9 protein-coding genes are annotated in these 17,384 nt (G+C 40.6%); 3 read left to right on the top strand and 6 right to left on the bottom strand.

Translation table 11 applies throughout. From position 1 onward, the window contains the following. The first annotated feature begins 100 nt into the window (after positions 1 to 100). The 3 genes from RMX69_RS12810 to RMX69_RS12800 all read left to right on the top strand — a co-directional run bounded on the left by RMX69_RS12810 (position 101) and on the right by RMX69_RS12800 (position 8,791). Positions 101 to 1,945, top strand: coding sequence for a lipoxygenase family protein (locus RMX69_RS12810; RefSeq protein ID WP_322637673.1), 1,845 nt, complete (start codon positions 101 to 103; stop codon positions 1,943 to 1,945). Between the two features lie 364 nt (positions 1,946 to 2,309). Continuing rightward, positions 2,310 to 2,864: a RidA family protein gene (locus RMX69_RS12805; protein WP_289798234.1), complete on the top strand. Its 555-nt coding sequence runs from the start codon at positions 2,310 to 2,312 to the stop codon at positions 2,862 to 2,864. A gap of 509 nt (positions 2,865 to 3,373) precedes the next feature. Further along, positions 3,374 to 8,791: an AAA family ATPase gene (locus RMX69_RS12800; RefSeq protein ID WP_322637672.1), complete on the top strand. Its 5,418-nt coding sequence runs from the start codon at positions 3,374 to 3,376 to the stop codon at positions 8,789 to 8,791. A 421-nt stretch (positions 8,792 to 9,212) separates the two neighbouring features. Here the strand turns inward: RMX69_RS12800 and RMX69_RS12795 are convergent, their stop codons facing one another. The 6 genes from RMX69_RS12795 to RMX69_RS12770 form a co-directional block, all read right to left on the bottom strand. Beyond that, positions 9,213 to 10,610, bottom strand: a complete 1,398-nt coding sequence (locus RMX69_RS12795) for a M36 family metallopeptidase (protein ID WP_322637671.1) — start codon at positions 10,608 to 10,610, stop codon at positions 9,213 to 9,215. Positions 10,611 to 10,619: 9 nt separating this feature from the next. Continuing rightward, on the bottom strand, positions 10,620 to 12,146 hold the full coding sequence (locus RMX69_RS12790; protein WP_322637670.1) for an iron uptake porin: 1,527 nt from the start codon (positions 12,144 to 12,146) through the stop codon (positions 10,620 to 10,622). Between the two features lie 158 nt (positions 12,147 to 12,304). Continuing rightward, entirely contained in the window at positions 12,305 to 14,023 is a 1,719-nt protein-coding gene (locus RMX69_RS12785; RefSeq protein WP_322637669.1) for an ABC transporter ATP-binding protein, read from the bottom strand. 13 nt (positions 14,024 to 14,036) lie between these two features. Beyond that, positions 14,037 to 15,143 (bottom strand): molybdopterin-guanine dinucleotide biosynthesis protein MobB, encoded by a 1,107-nt coding sequence (locus RMX69_RS12780; RefSeq protein ID WP_322637668.1) that lies wholly within the window; start codon positions 15,141 to 15,143, stop codon positions 14,037 to 14,039. A gap of 316 nt (positions 15,144 to 15,459) precedes the next feature. Continuing rightward, positions 15,460 to 16,128: a response regulator transcription factor gene (locus tag RMX69_RS12775; RefSeq protein ID WP_289798228.1), complete on the bottom strand. Its 669-nt coding sequence runs from the start codon at positions 16,126 to 16,128 to the stop codon at positions 15,460 to 15,462. Then, complete coding sequence (locus RMX69_RS12770; RefSeq protein ID WP_322637667.1) at positions 16,106 to 17,329, bottom strand: HAMP domain-containing sensor histidine kinase; 1,224 nt, start codon at positions 17,327 to 17,329, stop codon at positions 16,106 to 16,108. The genes RMX69_RS12775 and RMX69_RS12770 overlap by 23 nt, the downstream gene beginning before the upstream one ends. Positions 17,330 to 17,384 lie beyond the last annotated feature (55 nt).

The following is a 17,384-nucleotide window of genomic DNA, read 5'->3' as shown; positions in this document are numbered from 1 at the left end:
TTTAATAAGTTGAAGATAAGTATCATGTTTTACACAAAAAACGATAGATACCGTATGATTTTTATTGGTGAAAAGTATGTTTTTTGGGGAGGATAATGTAATGCGCTTACCGACTCGACAGCAACGACACCAACAATTAATAGAGAAATACATCCTATCGCGCCGTACTATGCTAGCTCTATTAGGTCTAGCCTGTACCCCTGGCTTGGAAAACTTGGTCAGAGGCGATACTCACCCTTCAAAGCCAAGTCCTCCTGTCAATCCGCACATCCCAACTTTACCGCAACACGATTCACTGACATATCAGCAAGAGCGTCAACAGCAGCTACAACAAACACGTCAAGAATATCAGATTGCATCACGGCTACCGGCTTCTGTCCGTGTGGCAACTTTACCTGCCCAAGAGATTTTTTCTGAGGAATATAACAGTAATCGGGGAATTTTGGCAGAGAAAGTGACAGCGAATCAACAGGCGTTTCTCAAGAATCCTCAGTTGTTTCTCAAGCTAGAAGACTACACTGCGGTTTTTCCTATTCTGCCTTTACCAGATGTAGCCAAGAAGAACTTTCAAAGCGATGCCACATTCGCGCAACAGCGGCTTTCTGGGCCCAACCCAATGGAACTAACCAATGTCTTGGCGCTCAATTACAGCCTGACTCAAAAACTTGGAATAACGGATGAGATTTTTCAAACTGTGCTTAGAAGTGTATATAAAAAAGGGTACGTTAGAGAAACTCTCAAAAGTGCTACTCAAAATGGCAATCTGTTTGTCACCGATTATGCATTACTTGATAGTGATACCATTACTCCGAAAAAGAATCAATTTCTGACTGCCCCAATTACACTTTATTATAGCGATCGCAGTCGCAGGGATTCGCGCTTAATCCCTATTGCCATCCAACTAGGACAAGTTCCCGGAATCAGCTTGCTTTGTACACCAATGGATGGAGTTGACTGGACTTTAGCTAAACTGATTGCTCAGATGGCTGATTTTTATGTCCATGAGTTAGTACGTCACTTGGGGCAGACCCATCTTGTTTTAGAACCAATTGCACTAGCTACTGTTCGTGAACTAGCAACTCGCCATCCCGTGAATGTGCTACTAAAACCCCATTTTGAGTTCACAATGGCAATCAATGCCCTTGCGGATCGGGTACTAATCAATCCTGGAGGATTGGTAGATATCATTTTAGGAGGCACTCTTGAAAGCTCACGCAACCTTGCAAATCAAGGAGTTACTGAGGTTTTTAACAATTTCAGCAAATTTGCTCTTCCTACTAATTTACGCCAGCGCGGTGTCGATGATCGTTCTGTATTGCGAGATTTTCCCTATCGTGATGACGGGTTGCTAGTCTGGAAAGCCTTAGAAGAATATGTTAGTCAATATGTAGGAATTTACTACAAATCCAACCGAGATATCCGTGAGGATTTTGAACTACAAAATTGGATACAAGCTTTACAAAGACCCATTAGCGAGCAAGGTTTTGGTATAGCTTCTTTGCCGCCCCGTCTGACCAACCGCGACCAGTTGATTGATATACTCACACAAGTCATTTTTACTGCTGGCCCACAACACTCAGCTATTGCCTGGATTCAATACCAATACATGGCTTTTATTCCGAATATGCCAGGAGCCATCTACCAGCCTATTCCAACTATTAAAGGAATCGTTCAAGGCGAGAACCTCACTAGTTTCCTACCTGGCGTTGAGGCAACCTTTGCTCAGGTTAACGTTATGGCAGTGATTGGTACCAAACAAGATCCCAAGGCATTTACAGATTTCGGTGTGAATAGTTTTCAAGACTTTCGAGCTATTAATGTTTTAAGAGGCTTGCAATATCGACTTCAAGGTTTAGAAAAACTCATCGAACAAAACAATAAACGCCGAAAGGAATGTTACTCTGGCTTTCTACCTTCTCGTATGGCTAACAGTACAAGTGGATAAGCTTCTTGTGAGCTGCACTGCTTACCGACGATGCGGTGAGACAGTTCCGTATGGCTAACAGTACAAGTAGGATAAGCTTCTTGTGAGACCACGCGGTAGGGGCACAAGGCCTTGCGCCCTGAAGTTATTACGAAAATACCACGCACTGCGATCGCCTAATACACTTTTTGGGAGTTAATAACCTGATTTAGTATAAGTTTTAACTGTATCCATATCAAAAGCTAAAGGAACTAAAACCGATCCAGGCTTATTATTTATGTGATTGCACTGAATAAATTTGCTAATTAGTGCTTTTTAGCTTGATTAGATAGATAATAAAACTAAGTATGAGCAAAAATAGAGAACTCACATTTAAGGAGCTTTAATGACTAGACCTATTAGCAGTGCTGTAAATTCATTAGTAGCAAACTTCTCGCGACGAAATGCACTTTTGTGGCTTGGAGGTAGTGGAATAACTACCGCCTTGATGGTGGCAACACAAAAGGAAGTAAGCGCTAAAGACAACAAAGAGTTGAAATTAGTGAACCCACCAACATTATATAATGCACCCCAAAATGGCTATAGTCATATAGCTGTGACACCATCAAGGGCGAGAACCGTCTATATTTCTGGTCAATTTGGTTCCGATTTACAAGGTAATCTTGTCTCAGATGACTTTGAAAAGCAGTTAATACAGGCTTTTAAAAACCTCCGTTATGCCTTAGCAGCGGTTGGGGCACAACCACAAGATGTCGCAAAAACTACTGTTCTGATAGTGGATCACAACCAAAATAAATTGATCCCGTTAGGACGTGAAATTATAAATTTATGGGGGAATAAACCACCAGCAAACACTCTTATTCCCGTTCCTAGACTTGCACTTGACGGTATGTTGTTTGAAATTGATGCTTATGCGGTAATTCCAGATAACCGTAGTTGAGGACTGGTTATAACATAACCCTATCTAATAACAGTCGGCAGAGTAATAAACTTCCGCTACTGTCAATCAATAATAGTCTCTCCTATTTGAGTAGATAATTGCGTTAAGTCAAACTGCGAAACTTAACTAAAAATCCCAGCAGGTACTAGTAGTTTGCTCTTGTTAACTTGGTTCTTTAAAGTTTAAAGGGAAAAGGTTGAAAATTTTTCACCTCTTCCCTTTTCATCTTTCTCCAGCCCTTACAAGCATATTTTTGAGTTCAAAAATTCCTGCTTGACTCTTTGCAGGTTCCTAATTTACTACTGAGAATTTTGACGCTTTGTGTGAGATAGTCTATCTCTGCATTGGATGTTTTAAAGCTAAAGCAGCGTGTAATGTACCCTACAATTTAAAGCTTATCTTCATAAATGGTCTCAAAAGTAAAGCCATAGTAATCTTTACTAATTAACATTAAACTGCCGTTATTAATTTGGGAATAATCAAGTTATAACTTACTCGGATTTAACAGTATGTTTAGCACTAATATTAATATTTCTGGATATAAAATCATTGAAGAAATCTACAATGGTTCGAGAACTATAGTTTACCGAGGGTATCGAGAAGGTGACTCATTACCTGTAGCGATTAAACTGCTGAAAAATCCATATCCATCCTTCAACGAACTGGTGCAGTTTCGCAATCAGTACACCATTGCCAAAAATCTAAACTCATCTTTAATCGTCCAAACCTACAGCCTGGAGGTGTATCAAAATGCCTATGCGTTGGTGATGGAAGATTTTGGTGGTATTTCTCTAAAAGATTATTTTGCTCGCGATCAAACGCGAGATATTAGGTTTTTGCAAGAGTTTTTTCAAATAGCGATCGCACTCTGTAATACCTTAGAAATACTCTATAGTCAGCGTATCATCCATAAAGATATCAAACCGAGCAATATTTTAATTAATCCTCATTCCAAACAAGTTAAATTAATCGACTTTAGTATTGCCTCTCTATTACCAAGAGAAACGCATACGCTAATCAGCCCCAATGTGTTAGAAGGAACACTAGCTTATATTTCTCCAGAACAAACAGGGAGAATGAATCGGGGAATTGACTACCGGACTGATTTTTATTCACTTGGTGTAACTTTCTACGAATTACTCACAGGTGAATTACCTTTTCAATCAAACGAGCCAATGGAGTTGGTGCATTCCCATATTGCTAAGGTAGCCTCATCAATAGATGTAATTAACTTACAAATTCCGGCGGTAATTTCGGATATCGTTAGCAAATTAATGTCAAAAAATGCTGAAGACCGCTATCAGAGTGTATTAGGATTAAAGTATGATTTAGAAAATTGTTTAGCTCAACTGAAAACAACTGGTAAAATTGAAAGTTTCCCAATTGCTCAAAGGGATGTGTGCGACAGATTTATTATCCCTGATAAACTCTATGGACGAGAAGCAGAAGTAGAAACTCTGCTAGAAGCATTTGAAAATATCAGCCTGGGAGCAACAGAAATAATCCTGGTAGCTGGGTTTTCGGGGATTGGTAAAACTGCTGTTGTTAACGAAGTCCATAAACCTATTGTTCGTCAACACGGTTATTTTATCAAAGGCAAATTTGACCAATTTAATCGGAATATTCCTTTTTCGGCATTTGTCCAAGCTTTCCGTAACTTTATGGAGCAATTACTGGCAGAAAGTGATGTCCAAATACAAAAATGGCGAAATAAAATTATTCAAGCATTAGGTGAAGACGGACAGGTAATTATTGAAGTCATTCCCGAATTAGAAAAAATTATTGGCAGACAACCACCTGCACCAGAATTATCAGGTAACGCAGCACAAAACCGATTTAATTTATTATTTCAGAAATTTCTCCAAGTATTTACAACTAAAGAACATCCTTTAGTTATATTCTTAGATGACTTGCAGTGGGTAGATTCGGCTTCATTGAAACTCATGCAATTATTAATGAATGAAGCTAATCAGGGATATTTATTGTTAATTGGTGCGTATAGAGATAATGAAGTATTCCCAGCACATCCATTGATGGTAATGTTGGATGAAATTCGTAAAACAGGTGTAAATGTAAATAGTCTTAACCTAAAACCACTCAACCAATTACAATTGAATCAACTTGTAGCGGATACATTAAATTGTGCAGAAAATGTGGCATTATCTCTTTCACAGTTGATTTATCGAAAAGCTCAAGGAAATCCGTTTTTTGCAACTCAAATCTTGAAATCATTACATCAAGATCGGCTTATTCAATTCAATTTTGCCGAGGGATGTTGGCAATGTGATATTTCTCAAATAAATCAGCAAACTTTAGCAGACAATGTTGTTGATTTTATGGTTTTTCAATTACGAAGACTACCAGAATCAACTCAACAACAATTGAAGCTAGCCGCTTGTATTGGTAATCAGTTCGATTTAAAAACATTAGCGATTGTTTCTAAACAATCAGAGATAGAAACCGCAGATTGCTTGTGGAAGGCTTTGCAAGAAGGGTTGATTTTGCCGCAAAGTGAGGTTTATAAGTTTTTTGTTGGTTCCGAAAATCAAGCAGCTACTCAAGAACAGTCTGAGATGGTTGTATATAAATTTTTACACGATCGCGTCCAGCAAGCTGCCTATTCACTCATTCCAGATGCACAAAAACAGTCAACACACTTGCAAATTGGGCAATTGTTGTTGCAGAATACACCTAAAGAGCAGCAAGAGTCAGGAATTTTTGCGATCGTCAACCAATACAATTACGGACTGGAATTATTAGAGGAAGCTGACGAACGAGAACATTTATCCCGGTTAAATCTGATAGCTGGTTGTAAAGCCAAAAACTCAACTGCTTATGCGACAGCAGTTGAGTATTTAAAAGTGTCAATTCTTTTATTACCGATAAATGCTTGGCAAAGCAGCTACGATTTGGCCCTTGCTGTTTACGAATCTGCGGCTGAGGCAGAATATCTGAATACAAACTTTGATTCATCAAAATCATTAGTAGAGATTATCCTCAAAAACGCTAAATCTCCATTAGAAAAAGTTCGTACCTATGAGATTCAAATCCAATCTTATACGGCGCAAAATAAATTCATTGAAGCAATAGCCACAGGTAGAGAAGCACTGCAATTACTAGATTTGACATTACCTGAAGACAGTAATACTCAAATTATTTTTGAGGAACATGACCAATTACAACAAATGTTGGTTCATCAATCGATTGCAGCATTGGCAAATCTGCCAGAAATCATTGATCCCCAAAAATTAGTTGCGCTCCGCATATTATCGGGTTTGTTTGCTCCAGTTTATATAGCCAAACCGATGTTATTGCCGCTCAAAATTTTTACAATGATCAAAATTTGTATCAAGTACGGCAACTCACCACAGGCAGCTGTTGCTTATAGTCTCTATGGATTATTTTTGTGCAGTATTGGTGCAATTGAAGATGGGTATCAGTTTGGTAAACTGGCAGTACAGCTTTTAGAAAAGTTTCAAACTAAAGAACTTAAAAGTAGGGTTTATTTAACCTTTAGTCTGTTTATTAAACATTGGAAAGATTCAATTAAATCCACATTGAATCTATTTTTGGAGGGATTGCAGAGTGGATTAGAAACCGGAAATTTAGAATATGTAGGCTATTGTGCCAATTGCTATTGTCAATTTCTCTTTTGGAGTGGAGAAAATCTAGAAAATGCTGTGCTGGAAGCAGATAAATATTGCGAGCTAATGCAGCAAATTAAACAAGAGGTATCTCTGGTTTGGGGAAATATCTGGCGGCAGACGGTTCTAAATTTACAAGGAGAAGCGGCTAATCCCTGTTTTTTAATTGGTAAGCATTTTCACGAAGTTGAAATGTTACCGACTTTAATTGAAACTAACAATATCAATGGTATTTGTTATGTCTATCTAGCAAAAACGCTACTGGCTTATCTTTTTGGTGAATATGAATCTGCTTGGGAATATTCCCAAAAATTTGAGCAGTATGAGCAGGGAGCAGCAGGATTATTAATTGTTCCTTTGCGGAATTTCTACCAATCTTTGAGTTTGTTAGCTCTTTGTTCTCAGGTAAATGAAGCACAGCAACAGCTTTATCTCCAGAAAGTAGCCGAAAACCAGTCGAAAATGCAAAAATGGGCGGCTCATGCACCCGTAAATTATCAGCATAAGTACAATTTAATTTTAGCTGAACAAGTTCGTGTAACGGGCGATCGCTTACAAGCCGCAGATTATTATGAAATAGCTATCCAAGAAGCGATCGCCAATGATTATGTTCAAGAAGCAGCGATCGCTAACGAACTTGCGGCCAAATTTTACTTAGAATGGGGTAAAGAAAAAGCCGCAGAAGGATATCTGCAACAAGCATATTACAGTTATGCCCATTGGGGAGCAAAAGCCAAAACTGATGACTTGGAAAAACGCTATCCCAAATTACTCAAACCCATTTTGCAACAGCAAGAATTCAACTTAAATCCCTTAGAAACCATAGCCAGCATTGCTCGTACATCTACTTACACTACCAGCAGCACTAATATTTCTGATGCTCTAGATTTAACCTGCATTCTCAAAGCATCTCAAACTATCTCCAGTTGTATCGAATTAGACGCACTTATCAGCAGTCTCACTCGCATTATCTTAGAAAATTCTGGTGCGAAAACATCTGTATTAATTCTTCCTCAAGAGGATACTTGGCAAGTGCGGGCAATTACCTTTATCGATCAACAGTTAAATTCACAGACTGATGTCAAAACCATTCTTGAGTCACAACTAATAGATGCTTGTCAATATATTCCGAGAAAACTCATCAATTACGTTAAAAATACTCAAGAAACTGTGATCATAGACAATTGTGAAACGAGTATCCCTGGTGTAATTGGAGAATATATGCTCCTACATCAACCTCAAAGTGTATTATGTACGCCCATTATTAACCAAGGTCATTTGATGGGTATTCTCTACCTAGAAAATCAATTGAGTCAAGGAGTATTTACTAGTAACCGTTTACAGGTGATTAATCTACTATCTTCCCAAGCAGCAATTGCCTTAGAAAATGCTCGGCTTTATCAGCAAGCTGGGCAAGCTTTACAAGATTTGCAACAAGCTCAATTACAAATCGTCCAAAGTGAAAAGATGTCTGCGTTGGGTAACTTAGTTGCTGGCGTCGCTCATGAAATGAACAATCCTCTTGGTTTTATTGCTGCCAGTCTTAAACAAGCTAAACCAACATTTATTGATGTTATCGAACACTTGAAACTATATGAACAAAAGTTTCCTACTCCCGGAGATGAAATTTTTACCCATGCTGAAGAAATTGATTTGGAATATAGCTTAGAAGATTTGCTCAAGATGATTGATTCAATGACGATAGCGTGTGACAGGCTCAAGAATATTAGCACCAGTCTCCGTACTTTCTCCCGTGCTGATAGAGATTACAAAGTACCGTTTAACATTCATGAAGGCATTGATAGTACGATTTTAATTCTTAAACATCGCCTGAAAGCTAACGAAGAACGTCCAGCTATTGAAATAATCAATGAGTACGGAAATTTACCCAAAATTGAATGTTTTCCTGGACAATTAAACCAAGTATTTATGAATATCTTAGCAAATGCCATTGATGCCTTGGATGAATCAAATACAGGTAGGAGTTTTGAAGAGATTCAAGCCAATCCCAACCGGATTACAATTACCACCTCTTTAAAAAATAAACAAGTTGAGGTGAGTATTGCTGATAATGGTCAAGGGATGAGTGAATCAGTTAAACAAAAAGTATTTGACCACTTATTTACTACGAAAGGTGTTGGTAAAGGAACAGGATTAGGATTAGCGATCGCTCAGTCTATTGTTATAGAAAAACATGGCGGGTCACTGATTGTAAATTCTACCCAAGGTGAAGGAACAGAATTTGTAATTACCTTACCGATTCTGGCTCAAACTCAAAATTAACTTGGAACCACTAGCCTAATAGTAAAAGTTAGAGTTGAGCTATAGCGGTTATCAGTATAATTGCTCTCTCCTAAGTGTACTGAACTGGACTGATAACCGCTATAATGCCTCATATCATGTCCGCATAATTAGTTATGATTTCCACAGTCATTGCACCCCACCCCCAGCCCCTCCCCGCTCTTCGGGAGGGGAGACAAAGCGCAGCTTTGGCGGGGTGGGGTTCTTGGGTTTTAGTAAGTAATCAAGCGGACATGATATCATTCATGCTTTTTTATCTCCCTAATTGACGCTGATTATTTTATTATATAAAAAAGCTGGAAATGATTTTGTGGCAATTATTTCAGGCTTCAGATTCTCTAATTTCATAATTATTAAATCCGCTTTAATATCTGCGGAATTTTAGATGCGTTTCCCCTGATGTTCAAAAGGTACTATCAGGAGTTTTTAAGTCAATACCGCGTTTGGCAAAAGTATTGATAATTAAAGTGCGGTTGGCGTTTTTATAGAATAATTTGTCTGCTTTAAGTATCTTTGCTAAACCATCACGGAATTCATCTTTTTGATCAATTTTTTCATTTCGGCGAATTTTGCGTTTTGCTTTTGGGTTATCTGCTTCAATCTCACCAAACAACAATAATGTTTTCATCAGCAGCAAATCGGTTTTGCGACCATCGCCGATCGCTTGTCGTAAGTCCCATAGTGTGGAACTCCAAATGTTACCGTTCTCATGAGGGTCGCCGTCTTGGACAAAATTGGCAGTTGTGCGAGGGCCGCTGAGATTGCGATTGCTTTTATCTGTTAGTTTTTCGTTAGCTCTTTGCCATTCGTAAATGTCAGGAGAGTTTAGCATTACTGCTGTCCAATAATCACAAGTTCCTTCATCCAGATGGATTTTACGGTTGCTATATTGATTATTTTGGCGGTTCTGGTTTTCACGGAAGTCTGCGGTGTGGCTGACAATATGATGTGCTGTTTCATGAATAATAATTGCGGCGTTGTGGGAAGGATTTTCGTTATAAGGATAGCTGTTAACAACCACGCGATCGCCATTAGCATCTTTAATAAAGTCATTACCAGGGCCTAAATGCACTTCTCCTGTAGAATTAATTTCTTCCACTTGATGCTCAAAGCCTTCATCATCGAAGCGATCGCTTGGTCGGCGATAATGGCCCCCACCAAAAGAAAGCGCCTCACCACTACGCTTGTCACAATCATTTTGTCGGTAGCCTGGTAATTGTGAACAAGAATGGTCATTTACTACTACGCGCAAGTAGGGAAGCGGTTTTTCGCCCAGTTCTGCTAGTAAACTATTAGCGTAGGTTAATGTCCGATCGGTGTGGTAATAGGCATTAACTTCACCGAAGCGTGCCGCACTTAAAATGAGATCGTTTTCTCTTCCTTTAGCCTCCTCATTTTGTCGGGGAGTCGAACCACCACTAGCCGGATCGTACAAAAACGAATCTCCCTCAGCATTCCCCATTGGAACACCTCGCAATTCCCCTGTTTTGTTATCTTTCTCAACTAGCACCCCGTAGTTAACAACTTCTACTTGTTTACCCTTCAAACGCCAAGGTTCATTTGTTTTTTTTAACAAGTTCGGTAATTTCACAATCTTAGGCTTAATTTTATCGGCTGTTTTGGCATTAACCTGACTTTGGGGTAAACCGAGATAGACACGAGCTTGAGGAGCATTAATAATTTCAGATGCAATGGCGTTTTTGGTGCTGTTAGTTTGAAAACTATTATCTTTCATGACCACAACTACTCCCAAGCTTAATAAAGCAATCAAAACGAAGTTAAAAAGACGAGAGGTTTTCATAGTCCGTACCTAGAAAGAAAAAGTAGTTCTAACAGTTCCTATATAAATCGTGTCGCTATTGTATTTGTGTTCTGGATTGGTAATTACTAATAAACTAGGGGTAATAGCAATATTGTCGGTAGCTGGAAAACGGTAAAACAGTTCTAAATGCCAAGAATTAGCTTCGTCTGTAAACTCTCTGCCGTATTCGTTGCTAATAACTTTCGGCGGTTGACCAATAACAATGCCAGCTAAATCACCATCTTTCCCTGCATCAGGAAAGGCAAGGGTTATTGCATAGTTAAAAATATCGGCTGTTGGTTTGCTTGATAAATCTTCGGCTGTAGCTTGTGTAAAACCGACCCAACCCCCAAGATTAAAATGACGATTCAATCGCCAACTTCCTTGGACTCCATAAGAATTGGCTGTGATGCGATCGCTATCATTATCAAAGGGTTTGTTAGCAAGTTCGCTTCCAGTCCCCGTGTTGATATTGTTGTATGAGCGCACATAAGTTAAACCAATTTCCGCATTTTTTATCGGTTCCAAGGTCAACTGTGCAATTGCACCGTAAGGACTTTCACTAATTCCCACTTCAGGATCGTTAGCACGATCAGCAATATAACCTACACTCAAACTTACAGCATCGCTAAATTCGTAATTAATTCCTACTCCTGTACCAAAGCCTTGACGGTAGATCGGGTTACGTCGCCCGAAACGCGAGATTGCACCACTACTACTACTGCTAAAAAAGGGATTGAGAATATCAGTAAAATCATTGAGTTCACCAGCTGTCGCCTCAACATAACCTCTTGCTTGTTTGCTAATTGGGAAGCGATACTCTAAGCGACTGATTTCTAATTCATTATTACTATCTCCATCAAACCCCAAACGAGCCATTGCAGTACCTGTAACTCTATCGAGTGAAGAAGTATTTGTAGCTTGCAAACGAACTCTCAGACGGTCTTCACCTGTGAAACTTGTATCAAAATTCAAACGTACTCGACTACCAACAAAGATATTATCGTTGATGGGTTCATCTCTATCATCAGCTCTGTTTGTGCCAGTGAAGCCTGCGATCGCAAATATCGCTTCTCCGCTCAACTTGGTGGTTATGGAAAACTGCTGTGCTTGTAATTGAGTTGTCTCCACCTCCAAATTGTCAACTCGTGCCTGTAAGCTATTTAACTCGCCAGCAAATTCCGTTTGTAACCGCCGCAAGCTAGATAAATCATCTTGATTTACCAAGTGATTACTACCTGCGGCTATAAGTTGATTTATACTGAGCAAACAAGCATTCAAACTTATTGCAAATTCGGAACGAGTGAGAACTCGCTCGCCTTCATAGGGACTAAAATCAGCTTTGCAACCATAGCGTTTTACTAAAGATTGCAAAGCTGGAAATTCCCAGTCCGTAGGTTTGATATCTGCTAACTGAGAAAAGCTGGTCATCTGGGCTAAGGAAGAATTTTGTTGTTCTGTGACAGCAAAAGCCTTTCCTGTTAGCACGAGACTGACAGCTAAAACTACTGAACCTAGCTTGAAAACTTTGGACATTACAAATTCACGCACTGACCTTGTTTTTGCTTGGCGATATTATTACCACCGGTAGGGGGCGGATTGTTGTCCTGACATAGAACTGCGGTAAATTGTGAAATTACAATCTTTTTCATGGTTTTCTCCTCACTAAACTGATTTATTTGTTTTGTAAATTTTTAAGCAGACAAAACTTTTTCTTCGCTGTCTTGAAACAACCGTGCGGTGAGACTATCACTGTTGAGCAGCACTTCTGGTGAACCTGTTTCAATCAACCGTCCATTTTCTAAGTACCAAATTACATCGGCACAGAGAAGACGCTCTTTGCGGTGGGTGATAATTAATACTGTGCCTTTGTGTTCCGCTAGTACGCGGTCTACAATGGCTGTAGCTTGGGCATCTAAATTAGCATCTACTTCATCAAGCAGTAATAGTGCTGGATTGCCTAAAATTGCCCGTGCTAGTGCGATGCGTTGGCGTTGTCCAGCTGATAAACTCTTTCCACCTTCAGAGACTTTGGTTTCCTCACCTTGGGATAGTTCTGCCAGCACTTGATCAATGCCGCAAAGTTGCCAAACTCTGGTAATTTCTTCAATGGGAGCATTGCGCCAGCGATAGCGGAGATTTTTAGCAACAGTTCCCCGCAGTAAGGGTAAATCTGGGCCAGCCATGCCAATTGCTCGGCGGACTGATTGTAGGCTGTGTTGTGATAAATCCTGCCCATCCAAGCGAATCACACCTTCATCGGGGTCAATCAGACGTGCGGCTAGAGAAATTAAGGTGGACTTGCCAGCGCCATTCGGCCCCACTAACGCAACAATTTGACCTGGTTGGGCGATCGCACTTACTTTGTGCAATGACCCCTCTAAGCTGACATCATCAAATTCTAAAAGTCCGTTCCCTAACTTGAGTTTCGGAGCATTTGCCTTTTGGGTGACTAAAGAAGGAGTGTCCAGAAACTGTTTAACCTTTTGCAGTGCTACCCGTGAGTTGTGCCAGTATTCCTGTACTCGGCCCAAGTCTCGCAGTGGAGGAACTAAAAGCCCGACAATGGTCATTGCCGCTACGACTACACCGACAGAAGTGCGCCCAGCAGATACTTCCAGCGCCCCCACAACCAAAGCTGCACCAGAAGCGATCGCGGCGGTTCCTTCTGTAATTCCCCGCAATTGACCAGCTACCATTGCCCGATCTACCATTGCCTTCTCTAAACGACGACTCTGGCGAGCAATGCGCTTTTTCTCCCGTTGCGACTGCCCAAAAACTTGCACTACAGCAATAGACGCTACTTTTTCATTAATATTTGCCGCTAGGTTACTCAACCGCCGCCTAGACTCTTGAGCAACTAACTGCATTCGTTTACCCAACTTCAGGGAACTTAAGCCACCAATTGCCAAAACTAAGCCAACAGTCAAAGCTAAAGGAGTACTGACAATCGATAAAGCTGCTAAAGAGGCCACAGTTGTAGTCAGAGCTACAGTTAACCGCGCCAAACCTAAGCTTACCCACTGACGGAGAGCAGTCAAATCACCTACAAAGCGCAGCATGACTCCTCCCTGACTGCGATTTTGGAGAGCGCGAGGCGCAAGGCTCATCAAACGCTCGTATAAAATCATCCGAATTTCGTAGGCGTAATCTTGACCGATCCGTTCAGCATCAGCTCGTTCTAGTACCCGAAGTAAGGCTGTGACAATTGCTGCTGCTGCCAAACCCAACCCAATCTGCCACAGCAGTTTGTTATTTAAACCAGGATTGACAGTTGTAATCAACTCGTCAAATGCCATCTCTACTAGCAAAGCATTTGCAACAGTAGCAGCAGCCTGACAAAAACCGTTAATTACCAAACGCGTAAGGAACCAGCGACGGTTGCCACTAATTGCACGAGGAATCTGCATCATATCTCCGTAGCAATTAGTTGGTACTCACCTGCTGAGTCAGCATTAAATCGGGAAGAGGGCGAGGAGATGGAAGAACTATTTTTGCTGCTTTTATACTTTCTAATAAATCTGTCGCTTGTTCGCGCAGCATTTGGATATCGAAAATCGGTAAATTTGTGGCTTTTTCAGTTTCACGTGCAGCTAACGGAGATGCAGTTACCAAGCCACTAACTGCTAAGACGGGCAGATTAAAGCTTTGCAACCATTCTATGCCTGCGGCTGCTCCCAGAGCGCCACCAGTGGCAAACAAAACACCATCAATAGCCTCGCGGAAGGCAACAGAAGAAACTAATGCTGATGTTTCTTCTTGATACAATCCATCTGCTACCTCTAGCACGATCGCATCTACACCCTCTGCTCCTAGATAATTAGTTAGAGTATCTAGAATTCCTTCGACTTGTTCAGGGGTAGCTCGGTAAGTGGAGGGAAACCCGGCATGGGTGAAATCTAAAACTAAGCTAGCTCCGGCATCGCGCATCAGCCAAATGTCTCCACCCGCGCCAGTGCCAGTAATTTTTGCGGCTCCTACTTTCATACCTGCATTAACTAAGCCCCTAATCAGGTTGGCTGCTGTGGTAGTTTTACCTGAGTTCATCGATGTACCGACAACAGCAATTGTGCAAGGGCGCTGGCCGATATAGCTAGTTGGTGGTAAAGCCCAATCTGCAATGTTGATCCGTTTTCCTTGTTGATCGCCCAGTAAGCCAATAGGAGTAATGGCTGTGGGTGGTTTCATTTTGACGTGCTGGGATAAAACTTTTGCTGCTATGCCACCTGCTGCTGCGAGATTGCATGGTGACAAATCTTCGGGAATCTCCGCTTCAAATTGATCTGGGGCGTAACGATTCCCGTAACAAATTATTATTTCGTCACCGGGAAACATGATGGCTTTGCGACTATCGCAGAGTTCGAGACGCTCGTGCTGTCCTGTTTCGTCTACTCTTGCCAATACTAAATCACCACATTCAGGCTTTATGTCTCCGGTAATCAGTGTAGCGATCGCATTTACATCTACGTGACGCGTAGTGTATGCCATTTTCGCTTGAGCAAGTCTATCAGATTCTAATACTAAAATATTCATTGAATTGGCTCCTCAAATGCTGGAAAATTTTTATTGAATCAGAATTCTCATGGATTCCAATCACAAAAACTCTGAACTATGAAGGATAAAAAAGGAAAATTAGTGGTAATTTCCTGATCCTCATAGATTCAATTTTGAGTTCTAAACTTTCAGCATTTTCTTTGATCCCCCTTTATTTTTATGCTATTCCTAAAGAAGTATGCCTTTAGCAATAGAAAATTTCAATCTTAATAAGCAAACAAATATTTGTCTGATTGCTATTATTTAGCTTCCCACATCAAAATAAATTGAAATTAAGAAAAACATGAGAAAATTCTCATAATCCCAGTCGATAACCCATGCCTCTAACTGTTTCAATAAACTTGTTGCCTAGCTTCTTGCGGAGATAACCCACATAGACATCAACTATGTTATTGCCAGGGTCATGGTCATAACCCCAGACATGGCTCAGGAGTTGTTCCCGGCTGAGGACTTGTCCAGGATGACGTAAAAAAGTTTCAGTTAAGGTAAATTCACGAGCAGATAATTCGATTATGCGATCGCCTACTTTGACTTTACGAGTACGGAGGTCAAAAACAACATTACCTGTGCTGAGTATCATCTCATCTTCGCCGTTGGGTGAGTGGCGATCGCGCAACCGCGCACGCACCCTAGCTAAAAGTTCTTCAAATCGAAATGGTTTAGTAACGTAGTCATCAGCTCCTCTTTCAAAACCGTTGACTTTATCCTTCACATTGTCATGAACAGTGAGAATGATAATAGGCAACTGCTGCCCTTGTCCGCGCAATTCTTCTAAAACAGTCCAGCCATCCTTTTCAGGAAGACCAATATCAAGGATAAGCAGGTCAAAATTATTGCTGTTAGCCATAACAATAGCTTTCTCACCGTCTTCGACTACATAGGTAGTAAAGCCATTAGCCTTAAAACCTTTCTGTAAAAAGCTAGCAATGCGAGATTCATCTTCAGCAATCAGAATTCTTTTCATGTAAAAATACTTCCTGTGGCGGTTCTAAGGGAAGGATTAGAGTAAAAGTCGCTCCACCCATCTTACGACTAAAGACTTTGACCGTTCCTCCGTGAGCAAAGGCTATGGCCTGGACAATTGCCAATCCCAAACCAGCACCATCAGAACGGCGACCGTTAGATCCACGCGCAAAGCGCTGAAAAATCCGTTTTTGGTCGTTAGGGTTGATGCCGTTACCAGTGTCACGTACCCATAAACGCACCCGACCTTTTTTCAGGGATGAACCCAGTGCAATTACATCTACCTCCTGAGTATGCTGAGTGGCATTTACAGTTAAATTCATAATTGCCTGCGTCAGCCGTTGTCGATCAGCTACAATGCAACCTGAAGCTTTTGCCTCCAACCGCCAGTCTCGAACGCCTAAAGCTTTAACTTTGGCGTATAGTTCTTCAGTTAACGAACCAATTTCTACAGTTTCTAAGTTTAAAAAATCTGGTTGCTCTGCCTTAGCTAGTAACAATAGATCATCGACAAAACGATTCATCCGATCTAGTTCGTCGGTGACTAATTCTAGTGTTTCTCGTCGCTCTTTGGGGTCATCACCTACACCCAATAGTTCTAGATGACCCCGGATAATAGTAATTGGCGTTCGTAGTTCATGGCTGGCATCGCTGATGAAGTCTCTTTGACTAGAGAAAGCGGCTTCAAGCCGTTGCACCATGTCATTAAAGGTAACAGTGAGTTCAGCAATTTCGTCTGACCCTTGTACAGGAATGCGTCGACTGAAGTCAGATTCAGTAATCGAGCGAGCTGTTTCAGTCAGTAAACGTAGAGGGGAAAGTACTCTTCCAGCTACTACCCAAGCTAACAACGAAGCTGCAAACAGTACGGCTATAGTTACCTGAGTAACGATCATAATTGCCTCATTTACTTCTTGATTCTCAAGGGCAGTAGAATGAACTACTACCATTACCCCACGGTTTTTTTCCTTGATTACTGGTTCAGCTACATAGTAGATAAGAGTACCAGATGAAGTGATGTGTTTGCCTTGCTTGGGCTGGGTCAGCTGTGCCCAATAGTTTAATAATCCTGTATCTGGATATATAGATTTTGGAATAACTTTAGGGTCTGATTTATAAAATTTACCATTTAAGAGCGCAATGAAATACTCGTTTTCGTCAGGAAAGTTACGAGCCACGTATTTATCAAAGATAGAAATCACATCAGAAATGTTGAATCCTAATACAAAACTTTACATATCTAGTTACACTAACTCT

It is taken from the genome of Nostoc sp. EspVER01 (genome assembly GCF_034530635.1).
Taxonomy (GTDB): Bacteria; Cyanobacteriota; Cyanobacteriia; order Cyanobacteriales; family Nostocaceae; genus Nostoc.
The sequence above is the reverse complement of the archived record's forward strand: the minus strand, read 5'-3'. Positions and strand labels throughout refer to the sequence as shown.